This is a genomic window from Macrococcus equipercicus (assembly GCF_004359525.2).
In the GTDB taxonomy this organism is placed as follows: domain Bacteria; phylum Bacillota; class Bacilli; order Staphylococcales; family Staphylococcaceae; genus Macrococcus; species Macrococcus equipercicus.
The window spans coordinates 1-12,706 of record NZ_SCWC02000006.1; the positions used below are offsets into that span (position 1 = coordinate 1).

Sequence of the window (12,706 nt, forward strand, 5' to 3'; positions counted from 1 at the left end):
GATATAAATAGATTAACATCATTAAATAAATCATAATTATTTTTCCCGATTAATATAACATTTTCATAATCATTCATATTATACATTCTTATAAACTTTATTTTATCAGCAAGCATATAATCTATTTCAAAAATTCTATCAAAAATTTGATTAAAATAAGTTGGACTAACATAATTAGTATAAAAATCAATAAAATAATCTTTATTAACTATTTCATAATTATCTAATAATTCTTTAAGAATATCATCGTATTTTTCGCCAACTTTTTTACTTTTAGCTAAAAACCTTGTTATCTCAATTTTTATATTTATTATATAGTCAGTTTTAACGTCTTTAGAATATTTACTAATAACTTTTTCGAGATAGGAAGAAGCTGTATTATTTTGGCTAAGAGTGCTTAAAAAACTGAGGAAATATGCAGATTTCACTTCTTTTTTAGATTCATTGGCCAAATAGAATTCAAACCATTTTATTAATTTTTCTGTGTTTTCATTGTTCATATATAATTTTATATATAAATTAGCGATTATTAATTTATTTAAAGAATGTTCTCGTAAAATAGTTTCTAAAAATTCTTCAGCTTGAGTATATTTTTTTAATGAAATTAAAACTTGTACTTTCCATTGAAATAAATCCTCTTTATTAAACGAACTTTCACCGGTTTTAATAAGTCTTTCTATAATCTTCAATTGCTCATTTGGATAAATATAATTTTCAATTTCAAATTGCATTGTTAACAAAATAGGAAAATTCTTATCTTTATTATAGAGATTATTAAGTGACTTTATTTCTATTAAAAAATTATTAAGGTCTAAATTAGTACTAGAATTTCTATTTTTCATTGCTAATGTATGCTGAAATTTATAAATAAGGTTTTTAATTTTAAAATCTAGTATATCGCTTTTCTCCAATAATTTTTCATAAATAATATTAATGTCGCTTGTCAATGATTGCTTTTCTTTGTAGAGGCTATATAAATATAACCATTCAAAAACTTCTTCCCAATTTTCAGGTAATATCTTATAAAAATCGACTAATTGACCATTTTGAATATAATAAAATGCAATTAACAGTGTTTTATGATTTTCCTCTGGTATATGTTGATTTAATAAATTGTTAAACTCATCGAAAGAAAGGAGGCTGGCATTTATAATTAAAAATATTTCATAGAATTTAATTAATCTGTATTCTATTTCGATAGAATCAAGTATTTCCCTAGCTTCATCATACTTATACATATTATAATTGTGAACTGCTAAAACCAAATTAATTTTTGTTCTTGTAAGAGGATTTAATTTAGGACTGCTTGCTAAAGCTTTATCATATTGTAAAACTTTTAAAATTTCACGCATATCAATTATGAAAAAGCGTGCTAATATTTTATCTAATTCCTCATTAAGTAAAATATTTAAGGGGCTATCTATATTATTTAAACTCACTTCATTTACTTTATCATTCATACCCTTAATAATTTTATCATCTAAAATATTACTGACTGAGGAAATTGAATTATTTTTATTGATTAATTTGGTCATTCCATAACTATTAATTTTTCTTTCAATGGCAATATTTTCAAAAATTGCATAGAGATCCATATCTTCATTAAGAAAATTTAGTTCAATCTTTCTTGTAGACTTAATATCAACGAGTAACGTTTCGTTCATAGTTTGTTTTTTATTTTCATTTTCTATAATATATTTCTTTATATCTTCCAATTCATTAGTATCTAAATATTTATAATAAATTCTTGCTAGTTTAAGTTTTTCAGGATTAATCTCAACTACAAATAGAACTGCACCATCTTCTATTTGGAAGTTATCAAAAGTATGATAATCAATATTGTAATATGTCATTTTTTCATTACTATATTTTTGTACACTTTGACCTTTAACTTGTACAGGAATCGATGATAGGTATGATTTTTTTGAGTCATCACCATTACTATTTAGTATGAGTTTCCCGTCAAAAGATACACTTCTATCATTATCGGGGATTTCTGGCGTTATTCTATCACAATTGAATAAAAATAAATTTTTCACAATATTGACTGCCAATTCTTCAATTCTCTTTGAACTTATACTGATTTTAAACACCTTCTTCATCTTAGTATAACTACGTAACTAAACAATGTAAGGTATTACTATTTCTTCGATTATATATGTTAAGTGTATAAATAGCTATATAAGGAGATGTACGGTAATCTTATTTTTGATAATTTGAAAGTTTCGAATACATATTCTAAATTATCATTAATTTTATATACGGAACACACTGTAATTCAGCTTAATTACGTTTCTTAAACAACTGACTAAAAACTCCGGTATTATCTTATAATGTACTTTTTGTAACGCTTACACGTGTGCCATTATATAATTAAATCCTATCTCTTTTTTAATGATGAGAGAATTACATTAAAAATGGCTGTACTTAATCAAGTGCAGCCTAGAAACTAGTTTTTAATTTTTTAAGTGTCTGGTTGACAGAGTTATGTCCATTACGTCGAGGCTGTTTTCTTTTCTTCCAAACCCAGCGCTTCCTCATACTCCGCAACAATCTCCTCTAGGACCTCCGATATATGCTTCATGATTTCTCCTTTATGCTATATATCGAAGGGAAGAACTATATTAGGCATGTTATGAATGTACTATATATTTCCATTACGTTATAATGACTTCAACACTCACCACCGAAAGGAGTTTTTCCATGCCGATGATTGCAGGTATTGATTTCATGTCGACGTCGCTGTCACCTTTCGTGCAGGTTGATGCGGCACATAGTATGAGGTTTAGTCTTGGACGGTTGTCTTCGGCCGGGTTCAAAGTGCTGCTTGCAGCGCTTCAGGCAGACCGGCTGGATATGGCGGTTGTCAGGCGAGCGGAACATAGCGGGCGGGTTCGTCGGTTTCAGCTTTTCCGTGTGCTGCGGATCACGAACTGGCGGGAGGTCACTGGTGCTGATGGCTTGAGGTTCATCATTGTGTCACATGTGTCTGCACAGGATATGCTGAATTATTACCGCGTGTATCGCAGGAAGTCGAGTATGCCGATATGCACTTATTTCTACAACGATAAGCTGTTCATCAGAATCAGCCCGTTATATGTCGACGTTGTTGCTGATGACGCTGAATTGATCACGCGGCTGAAGGATGTGTTTGCAGGTGATTACCGGACGGACTTCGATGCGCTGCTGCCGATTAGTGAGGGAGAGTGGGGGTAAGCGCGGTGAACTTCAGAAAGATTGTCTTTATTTAATAAACCCGCCGTGCTGCGCAGTCCGGCGGGTTTCTGTGATATGTGAGTGTCAGCTTTCGTTGATGCCTGCTGCTGCACGGAGGCCGCTGAAAATACAGCCGCCGAGAAATGTACCTTCCAGTGCGCCGTAGCCGTGCACACCGCCGCCGCCGAACCCTGCGACTTCTCCTGCTGCATAGAGGCCGTTGATGAGCCGGCCGTCTTTGTGGAAGACCTGGCTGTTCAGATCCGTCTGTATGCCGCCCAGTGTCTTTCGGCTGATGATGTTCAGTCTGACGGCGATCAGCGGCCGGCCGTCAAGCAGCTTGTGCGGCTTCGCAGTGCGCACAAGCTTGTCGCCTAAAAAGTGCCGCGTGTCATGGATCGCTGTGATCTGCGGATCTTTGCTGAACGGATTGTCGAGCTGGCTGTCCCGCGCTTCAATCTGGCGTCTCAGCTTATCGTAGTTGATGAGCTCACTGCCGGCTAACTTGTTCATCCCCCGCACGAGTGCAGACAGGTTGGCAGCACGGACGAAGTCCTCGCCGTCTGTCTTAAACTTGTTGACCGGCCCTGTGCCGTCACTGAACAGCCGCTCCCGGATGATCTGCCTGATATCTTTGTTCGTGAGGTCAGGGTTCTGCTCCGACCCTGAGAGCGCGAACTCCTTGTTCATGATGTCTTCTGTCAGCACGAACCACGAGTAATCATAGCCGGTCTTCATGATGGATTCGAGTGTATGCAGCGTGTCAAACCCCGGGTAATCCGGCGCATCGAAACGATTGCCTTCAGCATCGAACCACATGGATGACGGCCCCGGGATGATGCGGATGCCGTGATTGTTCCAGATCGGCGTATGGTTTTTCAGCCCTTCTGTGTAATGCCACATTCTGTCCTTGTTGACGAGACGGACGCCGGCATCCTCGCTGATCTGCAGCATCCTGCCGTCCGTTGAATCAGGTACCCCTTGAACCATGTGTTCGGGTGCTCGGCCGAGACGAGCGGGCCAGTTCTGCTTGATCAGCTCATGGTTAGCACCGATGCCGCCGGTCGTGATAATCAGTGTGTCGACGTCAAACGCAAACTGGCCGATGACTTCCCGCGAGGATGGAGCGCCGCGTTCCACGTCGCTCGGCACGAGAATGTTGCCGGAGACCGCGGTGATCTGATGACCGACAATCTTGATGTCTGTCACTTGATGACGTTCCAGCAGCTGGAAACGCTTATGGTTGAGCACAAAATCTGCGAACGGCTGGACAAGTCCTGGGCCGGTCCCCCAAGTGATATGGAATCTCGGCACGGAGTTGCCGTGACCGTCCGCACGAGTGCCGCCGCGTTCAGCCCAGCCGAGCACAGGTGACAGCTTGATGCCCATCGATTTCAAATAGTCTTCTTTGTCGAACGCCGCAAACCGGACGTACGCTTCAGCCCATGCGCTTGCCCAATGGTCCTCGTCGTCCAGCCGGTCGAAGCGTGCAGTGCCCAGCCAGTCGTTCAGCGCAAGTTCGTAGGAATCCTTGACTTTATATTTTCGCTGCACTGTGGAATCGACGAGAAACAGCCCGCCGAATGACCAGAACGCCTGACCGCCGACTGCCTGACGCGGTTCCTGGTCGAGCATGACGACTTCATGCCCCGCCTTTAATAACTCTGCTGCTGCTGTCAGTCCGCTGAGTCCTGCCCCGATAATAAACACTTTTTTCATGTTACCAGCTCCTCTTATTTTGTTGACAGCCTCTACTTCAAAACTATTGTAACCTATTAAGAAGATGAGATAAAATATTCACTGATCCCGGCCTCAACTCTTTATTTCAAGAGTCTGCGATGTGTTATAATATAATCACTGGAGACTATGGCAGAAGGGAGATAACGATGAAATATTTACATTATTTGATAGCCTGTCAGGAACAGGATCTCGAAGCGATGAAAATCATTCTTGCTAGCGACGCGAAGCTGACCATCATTTCAAAAGATGGTTCAGAGTTTAAAGGAGATTATCATCATCTGATACATTCTTTAGGTGATTATTTCAGTACTGAATGTGTATGGGATTTTGATGTGCTCCACCGGGCAGAGCGTCGGCACGAGGAACTCGTGGTAATTAAGGCGACACGGGAAAATGTCACGACGCAGAAGAGCGGGGCGTATCTCTGGCTGCTGACGTTTGACACAAACAAGATAGATCATTATTTGAAGCGTGTGTATGTTGAGGTCATCAATCCTTTAAAAGCTGAATGATAGCGCGTATCTGGTTGCTGCATTGCTGTAGCAGGAGCGGAGCTTTCCAGAAATAGCTGTTATATCAAAAAATCTTGATGAAAGAGCAGAGGTTTAATTATGACATACTTGCATATGCTTATGGCATGCCAGCATCAGAATATTGACGAAATAATGAGTATGATGGATGAAGAGACCCGGGTGCACATCATCCGGCAGGACGGCTCTGAACTGAAATTGTCTTATCATGAGATCAGTAGATGGCTAGAGCCGATATTCGAAGACAATCATACATGGGACTTTGATCTGATCCATAAGACAGAGCGCAGCGATGAAGATATCATTATCGTCCATGCGAGCCGCGAGAAGGAAGCGGGTCAGGAGACGAGTGAGTCATTATGGATAATGACGTTCACTGAAGAGGACGGCCATCATTTGCTGAAGCGCGTCTATGTGGAGAAATTGAAAAGTTTTGATTGATGAACATGCGCCCGAGGCTGTCCAAAGGAATATCACCGGACTATTCGCGGGAAACATGGTGTATACAAAACAACCTCCGATTTCGCTCTGAAATCGGAGGTTGTTATTATTGTATGCTTTCTGCTTGTTTCACTGCATCCGGGATATCCAGTTTTTTCAGTTCGTTGATCTTGTCGAATGTCGTGACGGCGTTGTTAGACACAGTTGTGTTGTCGTTTTTCAGCGTCAGCTTATTCGTGATATCTTCGATCTGCTTGTCTTTATTGAACATCACGATGATGGAGCCTTGAATCCCGGGGTATTTTTTTTCGAGTGCGTTGATGGCTTTTCGGTTCTCTGTCGTGTTGCCAAACAATGCTTTATATTTCTTGTAGTCACTGAATGTCTCAGTTAACGTATAGCCGTTGTTTTTCTCATACTTCGCACCTTTCAGCTGGTCGATCAGCTTGAACTGAGAATTGTAGAGCAGCGGTTCTGTCTGTGAGACCATCTGAGAGCCGACGTAAGTCGAAGCATCGATCCATTGGTTGTTCTGTTTCAGCACTGTCTTCTTGTCATAGACGTAAAAGACGGTGCTTTCTTTGTTATCTTTTATTGTTACTTTCTGGTTATGCTGCTCATCAATCATCAGGCCGAAATCAATGACTGACTGGTTGCTGCCGTCGTTAATGTTGTTTTTATAAGTGGACGCATAAGAATTGACGTTTTTAGCAGCTGCTTTGGCGGCTTTGATCAGTGATGTCGTATTAGTCACTTTGTTCGTATGGTCTGTTTTATTCGTTGTTTCTTTGTCATGGCCGCACGCAGTCATGACAACAGTAGAAGCGAGCAGTGTCGCAAGTAGTTGTTTTTTCATGTGTTCCTCCTAGTGATTGGCTGCGGGTTTCCTTCTGCGTTTCAAAGGATCCAGCAGGCGTTCGATAAAGCCGAGGATGATATCAGCAAGGACGGCCATAAGAGCCGTCGGAATAGCACCTGCCAGTATGATAGCCTGGCCGCTTGTCGCGTTAGTTCCGCGGATGATAATATCACCGAGGCTTGGTGCACCGATGAATGAACCGATAGCAGTGACACCGATTGCGATGACCAGTGCAATGCGGATGCCGGCGATGATAACAGATAAGCTCAGCGGCAGCTCAATCATAGTCAGCTGCTGGCGTTTTGTCATCCCCATTCCGCGGCCCGCATCAATGATATGGGCTTCCACCGAACGGATGCCGGTGTACGTGTTTTTGATGATCGGCAGCAGTGAATACAGAAATACTGCTGTGATCACTGTCGTCCTGCCAAGTCCGAGCGCCAGCATCAGTATCGCGAGCAGCGCAATTGCGGGCACTGTCTGAATGATGTTCGCGATGGCGATGACCGGCCCGACAAGTCTTGAATGCCGGGCAATCCATATACCGACCGGGATACCGACAATCGCGCCGAGTATAACGCCGTAAATACTGATCAGAAAGTGGTCGAGGAACAGCTGGAAGACGTAATGATAGTTGTCACGGAAATAAGCAAAGAACTGCTCGAATGTGTTAAGTTTCTCCATCAGTTTTGTCCTCCATCGAAGTAATGATGCTGCTTCAAATATTCCTCGGCAACGACTGCAGGCTCTTTAAGGTCGTTATCCACTTCATAGTTCAGCTTCTGCATCTGTTCAGTCGTGATTGTGTTCTTCATGCGCTGCAGCAGCTTTTTCACTTCTGGATTCTTCTTCAGCAGCATGTTGTCAGCGACAGGGTTGGCATCATAAGGCGGGAAGAAATGCAGGTCATCCTTTAACACAACGAGGTCATAGCTCTGAATTCTGCCGTCTGTCGTATAGCCGAGCACGATGTCCATCTTGCCGGCCTTGACCGCTTCATAGACGAGACCAATCTGCATCGGCTTCGTATCAGCAAAAGCGAAACCATATTTCTTTGTGAACGCTTCATAGCCGTCGCCTTTACGTTTCATCCATGAAGAATCGACGCCTGCTTTCAATTTCGGCGCATATTTTTTTAAATCACTGACATTTTTCAGATGATATTTCGCAGCTGTTTCTTTTGTCACCATAAAGGCATAAGTGTTTTCAAAACCATAGGAATCAAAATAAGTCTCGTTGAATCGTTGCTTGAACGCTTTCGTCACAACTTTCCGTGCTTTCTTAGGGTCAGTGATGGGGTCCATACCAAGTGGTCCCGTCAGATCGGTCCCTGTATAACGGGCGCTTGAGATGTTGGCATCACCATTCAGCATCGCCTGATGGACGACTGTTCCTGAACCTAGATTGTTGATGATTTCGACAGGATCGTCTGTCTCATGTTCAATCAGCAGGCGGATCATGTGCGCCAGTATTTGACTCTCTGTCGTGTAGACAGAGGCAATCTTGATCGTCTCCTTCTGCTGATTACCGCAGCCGGATAGTAGAACGAGGCAGGCGAGCAGAGTGATTATATATTTCTTCATCTTATCGCTCTCCTTTATTGATAGTCAGGCCGGTCGGCGTCACCCAGCGTTCAACAAGTGCCAGTATACCGTCTATAATGAGTGCCAGTAACGTGACGATCACAGCGCCGGCAATAATCAGTTCGGGCTGATATAAGTTCAGACCGTTGAAAATAAAATCGCCGAGTCCGCCGGCACCGATATAGGAAGCGAGTGTCGCCCAGCTGATGGCATAAACGGCTGACAGTCTGATACCGCTCATAATGACAGGTATCGCGAGCGGGAACTCGACTAGACGTAGCAGCTGGTCTGATGTCATGCCCATGGCACGACCTGCCTGAATCGCTGTCGGGTCAACGGCTTTCACACCGAGATAAGTATTGTTCAGTATCGGCAGCAAGACATATAAAAACAACGCGATGACCGCAGGCAGTGTACCGATGCCGAAGAACGGAATCATCATCGCTAAAATGGCAAGCGAAGGCACGGTCTGCAGCACGCTGGTCAGTGATAATACAATTTTTGCCGTTCTCTTTGTATGGGTCAGCAGTATGCCGAGCGGAACTGCGATAATGACTGCTGCTAGAAGAGAGAGCAGCGAGATGGACAAGTGTTCCATCGTCTTTGTGAGCAGCTCTTCTTTATTGTGCTGGATAAAGTCAATCATCGTTATTCCTCCTCAGTACCCCAGATCGTGTCATAGACGATGTCCACTAAGTTGGCACGTGTAATAACGCCGACGATACGCTTCTTGTTGTCAATGACAGGAATGATGCGGATGTTACGCTTGAGAATCGTCCGCACTGTATCCTGCAGCATGACACCACTTCTAACGGAATATGTATCCGTGCGCATGATCTGTGACAGGCTCTGGAATTTCGTATGGGAGACGAGCAGGTCTTCAATGTCGACATAGCCGAGCAGGACATTCTGGTTGTCTGTGACAAACAATGTATCGACGCGGCGTTCGCGCATCACCTCAATCGCCTCGTTGATGGATTTCTCGGCAGTGATTGTAATCGCGCGGACCATCGCTTCATCAACTGTACGGACGTTAGGACGGTCCTGAATCAGACGGTTCTCACCGATGAAGTCACGGACGAAGTCGCTGGCCGGATGACTCAGTATATTGTTCGGTGTATCCAGCTGGATGACTTCACCGTGACTCATGATGACGATGCGGTCCGCTAGTTTGATCGCTTCGTCCATGTCGTGTGTGACCATGATGAATGTCTTATTGAATTTGACCTGCAGCTCTTTCACTAAGTCCTGCAGCGTGTCACGTGTAATCGGATCAAGTGCACCGAACGGCTCATCCATCAAGATGATTTCCTGGTCGGCAGCAAGCGCACGGATGACACCGATACGCTGCTGCTGGCCGCCTGATAGCTGCGCCGGGTACATATCAAGGTAGGACACTGGCAGGTCAACAAGTTGGATTAATTCCTCAGCTTTTTTGTTCTTATCTTCTTCAGACCATTTAAGTAGTTTAGGGACGAGCGTGATATTGTCTCTGATTGTCATGTGAGGAAGTAATCCAATCTGTTGAATGACGTAGCCGATGCTTCTGCGGAGCGTCACCGGATTCATCTGCTGGATGTTTCTGCCGTTCAGCAGTATTTCACCGTTTGTCGGTTCAATCATGCGGTTGAGCATTCTCATAGCGGTCGTTTTACCTGAGCCGCTTGTCCCGATAAAAGCGATGAATTCCCCTTTATTGATTGTCAGATCTAGATCGGAAACGGCTTTTTTACCACCCCGGTATACTTTGGAAACATGTTTGATTTCTAGCATAAAATCCTCCATTATCGCTTTGAAATTTATTGGTGATTCATAACTATATATCTTATCATAAGAATAGGGTAATAGATACGTACGAGCAACTAAGAAGATATGAAGGAGCGCGCTATGAAAATCGCAGTCATCGGTGGCGGCATTGCAGGCTACCACGTGATCAACTATTTAATGAAAAGCAAGCAGCAAAAGCGGATAACAGTGACATTATTCGACGACAAAACTCATCTTGGCCGCGGCCGCGCATTCCAGGAAGATGACCCGGAGCTGCTGCTCAATTATCCATCCAATTTGATATCACTTAAAAAGAATAAGCCGGATGACTTCTATCAATGGGTCAAAACGCAGTCACTCGAAGACATCCGTGAGGAAGGGGATAATAGAGATGAAGAAGGAAATATCTACTTTTCGCGGCGGCTGTTCGGTGATTACGTCCAGCACAAAATGCAGCAGCTTACCGCTAATAGCAATGTAACTGTCATTACAGAGCGCGTCTCAACTGTTAAAAGAACAGGGCGGCGCTGGACGCTGACGGCAGGAGATAAGGCTGAGCAGTTTGACTATGTCTTTTTAGTGCCTGGTCAGCTGCCGGCGCTGGACCCGTACAGATTGACAGGAACGGCGGGTTATATCGGCTGGCTGTATCCTCTTGACCAGCTCGCAGTACATCCCGATAAAACATATGCTGTCATCGGCAGCGGGCTGTCCGGGCTCGACTGCATCCGCTATTTGACGGACAAAGGCGTGAACACGGTCACAGTGGCTTCACGGAGCGGTCAAGTACAGGCGGTCCGCGGTCAGATGAAGACGTACCGGTTTAAATACTTTACGACAAAGACGTTTGATAAAATCAAGCGGAAACATGACGATCAGCTGCCGCTCGAGGAACTGATTCATGTCTTCAAAAAGGAATGTGACTACCAGGGCGTGGACTATGCGCGCTGGTTTAACGTGAACCGCAGCCGACCTAAAGAGGCATTGAAGCATGATATTAGCAGCCATAAGGAAATCGGCGGGATTCACAGCATCCTTTACCAGATGCAGCACCACGGCTTTGAACTGTGGCCGTACATGACGCGCCGGGATAAAGCGATATTTTTAGCGGAATATGAGCCGCTGCTGAAAGAAAACATGAATCCAATGCCGGAGTCGAGCGGTGAGGAACTGCTCGCACTGCTTGAGGACAACCGGACAGTGATTAAGGGCGGTCTGCATCACGTCGAATACAAGTACCGGAAATACCGGCTGCAGTATGAAGACGGTACAGAAGACCGAGTGCATTACGTCATCAATGCGACCGGACCGGCGAAGCATATTCACGAGACGGACGCCGGTGAGCTCGTTGAAACACTGCTTGATGACAGTCTGATCGCTGAAAATCCATACGGCGGCATCCAGGTCATGCCGCATGATAACCGCGTCATCAGTCCGAAGTACGGAGTCATGGATAATTTGATGGTGCTCGGTCAGATGACAGGCGGCGTTAACTACGGCAATAACGGTGTCTATGAACTGCTGCTTGAGGCGAAGCGGGTCGTTAAATACTTTTACAGTAGGCTGTAATCGTGATAAAAAAGAGTTATGACCGATAAATGTCATTTATGCATCATAACTTGACTAATAGAGGAGGCAATCTTATGCATCGACAACCTATCAAGGCATTATGGACAGGACGGCTGGATAGTGAAAGTGATGAGCGTCACTTCAGATATTTTCAGACGATTGATTTAAGCGGAGAGAATACGGGCGCACAAGTCGCGCTATTAGGCTACGCAGTGGACGAAGGGGTCCGGCTGAACAAAGGACGGCAGGGTGCTGTAGAAGGTCCGGATGCGATTAAAACAGCATTTGCCGGACTGCCGGTCATCGCAGGTGCAATGGTCAGTGATTACGGCAATATCACTCATGACCATGACACCCTCCTTGAAACTCAGCAGGAACTGGCAGCTGAAGCCGCAGAACTGCTGCAACGTCATCAGCTGACTTTCCTGCTCGGCGGCGGCCATGACATCGCTTATGCGCAGTATTTAGCTGTCAGACAGGCGTATCCCGGCAAGACAGTCGGTGTCATCAACATTGATGCCCACTTTGATACGCGCCATGAAGCGCAGTCGACGTCAGGTAACAGTTTCAGTCAGATCATCGAGCAGGATGATGAGGCCGGCTACTTAGTGCTCGGTATTCAGCCGAGCGGCAATACGCAGGCGTTGTTTGATTATGCGGAACGTCACGATATCAGCTATGTGCTCGCAGAACGCTTTAATAGCGGTGTGCCGGATGAGGTCGTGTCACAAATACAGCAGTTCATCGATAGTTATGACGTCATTTTGTTCACTATATGCATGGACGTCATCGACAGTGCCTTCGCACCGGGCGTCAGTGCACCTGCTGTCCTCGGTTTGTCGTCCCACGTCGTAGCAGAGCTCGCCGCTACTATCGCATCATGTGACAAAGTCAGCTCAGTCAGCATCGCTGAGATGAACCCGGTATATGACATTGACAATAGAACGGCGAAACTCATCGCCTATTTGATGAATCACATGATCGGGAAAAAGTTTTCGTGA

Annotated in this window: 11 protein-coding genes and 1 pseudogene; 5 read left to right on the top strand and 7 right to left on the bottom strand. The window is 44.3% G+C overall.

Going from position 1 to position 12,706, the window contains the following annotated elements; translation table 11 throughout:
* Positions 1 to 2,102, bottom strand: a pseudogene (locus ERX35_RS08420) (hypothetical protein); the annotation flags it as partial.
* Positions 2,103 to 2,703: 601 nt separating this feature from the next.
* On the opposite strand from ERX35_RS08420, the gene ERX35_RS08425 reads away from it, so the two are divergent.
* Positions 2,704 to 3,216 (top strand): hypothetical protein, encoded by a 513-nt coding sequence (locus tag ERX35_RS08425; RefSeq protein ID WP_149459458.1) that lies wholly within the window; start codon positions 2,704 to 2,706, stop codon positions 3,214 to 3,216.
* A gap of 84 nt (positions 3,217 to 3,300) precedes the next feature.
* Here the strand turns inward: ERX35_RS08425 and ERX35_RS08430 are convergent, their stop codons facing one another.
* Positions 3,301 to 4,935 (bottom strand): FAD-binding dehydrogenase, encoded by a 1,635-nt coding sequence (locus ERX35_RS08430; RefSeq protein WP_149459459.1) that lies wholly within the window; start codon positions 4,933 to 4,935, stop codon positions 3,301 to 3,303.
* 167 nt (positions 4,936 to 5,102) lie between these two features.
* Between ERX35_RS08430 and ERX35_RS08435 the strand changes: the two genes are divergently transcribed.
* On the top strand, positions 5,103 to 5,468 hold the full coding sequence (locus ERX35_RS08435) for a hypothetical protein (protein ID WP_149459460.1): 366 nt from the start codon (positions 5,103 to 5,105) through the stop codon (positions 5,466 to 5,468).
* Between the two features lie 99 nt (positions 5,469 to 5,567).
* On the top strand, positions 5,568 to 5,927 hold the full coding sequence (locus tag ERX35_RS08440; RefSeq protein WP_149459461.1) for a nuclear transport factor 2 family protein: 360 nt from the start codon (positions 5,568 to 5,570) through the stop codon (positions 5,925 to 5,927).
* A 106-nt stretch (positions 5,928 to 6,033) separates the two neighbouring features.
* On the opposite strand, the gene ERX35_RS08445 is transcribed toward ERX35_RS08440, so the two are convergent.
* Genes ERX35_RS08445 through ERX35_RS08465 form a run of 5 tightly spaced genes read right to left on the bottom strand, consistent with a single transcriptional unit; the run spans position 6,034 to position 10,142 of the window.
* On the bottom strand, positions 6,034 to 6,783 hold the full coding sequence (locus ERX35_RS08445) for a hypothetical protein (RefSeq protein ID WP_149459462.1): 750 nt from the start codon (positions 6,781 to 6,783) through the stop codon (positions 6,034 to 6,036).
* A 9-nt stretch (positions 6,784 to 6,792) separates the two neighbouring features.
* Entirely contained in the window at positions 6,793 to 7,470 is a 678-nt protein-coding gene (locus ERX35_RS08450) for an ABC transporter permease (protein ID WP_149459463.1), read from the bottom strand.
* Positions 7,470 to 8,369, bottom strand: a complete 900-nt coding sequence (locus ERX35_RS08455; RefSeq protein ID WP_149459464.1) for an osmoprotectant ABC transporter substrate-binding protein — start codon at positions 8,367 to 8,369, stop codon at positions 7,470 to 7,472. Before ERX35_RS08455 ends, ERX35_RS08450 begins: the two co-directional genes overlap by 1 nt.
* 1 nt (position 8,370) lies before the next feature.
* The gene (locus ERX35_RS08460) at positions 8,371 to 9,015 is read right to left on the bottom strand and encodes an ABC transporter permease (RefSeq protein ID WP_149459465.1); all 645 of its coding nucleotides are present in this window, start codon (positions 9,013 to 9,015) and stop codon (positions 8,371 to 8,373) included.
* Between the two features lie 2 nt (positions 9,016 to 9,017).
* A complete protein-coding gene (locus ERX35_RS08465) occupies positions 9,018 to 10,142 on the bottom strand; it encodes a betaine/proline/choline family ABC transporter ATP-binding protein (protein WP_149459466.1) in 1,125 nt (374 codons plus the stop codon).
* Positions 10,143 to 10,256: 114 nt separating this feature from the next.
* Here ERX35_RS08465 and ERX35_RS08470 point away from each other — a divergent pair, with 114 nt between their 5' ends.
* Both ERX35_RS08470 and hutG read left to right on the top strand, forming a co-directional pair.
* The gene (locus tag ERX35_RS08470; RefSeq protein WP_170234591.1) at positions 10,257 to 11,705 is read left to right on the top strand and encodes an FAD/NAD(P)-binding protein; all 1,449 of its coding nucleotides are present in this window, start codon (positions 10,257 to 10,259) and stop codon (positions 11,703 to 11,705) included.
* A gap of 74 nt (positions 11,706 to 11,779) precedes the next feature.
* Positions 11,780 to 12,706: a formimidoylglutamase gene (hutG, locus tag ERX35_RS08475; protein ID WP_149459468.1), complete on the top strand. Its 927-nt coding sequence runs from the start codon at positions 11,780 to 11,782 to the stop codon at positions 12,704 to 12,706.

Bases quoted from the DNA above. Each gene is read 5' to 3' on its own strand.
- ERX35_RS08425 (WP_149459458.1), top strand. From the start codon at position 2,704: ATGCCGATGATTGCAGGTATTGATTTCATGTCGACGTCGCTGTCACCT.
- ERX35_RS08430 (WP_149459459.1), bottom strand. From the start codon at position 4,935: ATGAAAAAAGTGTTTATTATCGGGGCAGGACTCAGCGGACTGACAGCA.
- ERX35_RS08435 (WP_149459460.1), top strand. From the start codon at position 5,103: ATGAAATATTTACATTATTTGATAGCCTGTCAGGAACAGGATCTCGAA.
- ERX35_RS08440 (WP_149459461.1), top strand. From the start codon at position 5,568: ATGACATACTTGCATATGCTTATGGCATGCCAGCATCAGAATATTGAC.
- ERX35_RS08445 (WP_149459462.1), bottom strand. From the start codon at position 6,783: ATGAAAAAACAACTACTTGCGACACTGCTCGCTTCTACTGTTGTCATG.
- ERX35_RS08450 (WP_149459463.1), bottom strand. From the start codon at position 7,470: ATGGAGAAACTTAACACATTCGAGCAGTTCTTTGCTTATTTCCGTGAC.
- ERX35_RS08455 (WP_149459464.1), bottom strand. From the start codon at position 8,369: ATGAAGAAATATATAATCACTCTGCTCGCCTGCCTCGTTCTACTATCC.
- ERX35_RS08460 (WP_149459465.1), bottom strand. From the start codon at position 9,015: ATGATTGACTTTATCCAGCACAATAAAGAAGAGCTGCTCACAAAGACG.
- ERX35_RS08465 (WP_149459466.1), bottom strand. From the start codon at position 10,142: ATGCTAGAAATCAAACATGTTTCCAAAGTATACCGGGGTGGTAAAAAA.
- ERX35_RS08470 (WP_170234591.1), top strand. From the start codon at position 10,257: ATGAAAATCGCAGTCATCGGTGGCGGCATTGCAGGCTACCACGTGATC.
- hutG (WP_149459468.1), top strand. From the start codon at position 11,780: ATGCATCGACAACCTATCAAGGCATTATGGACAGGACGGCTGGATAGT.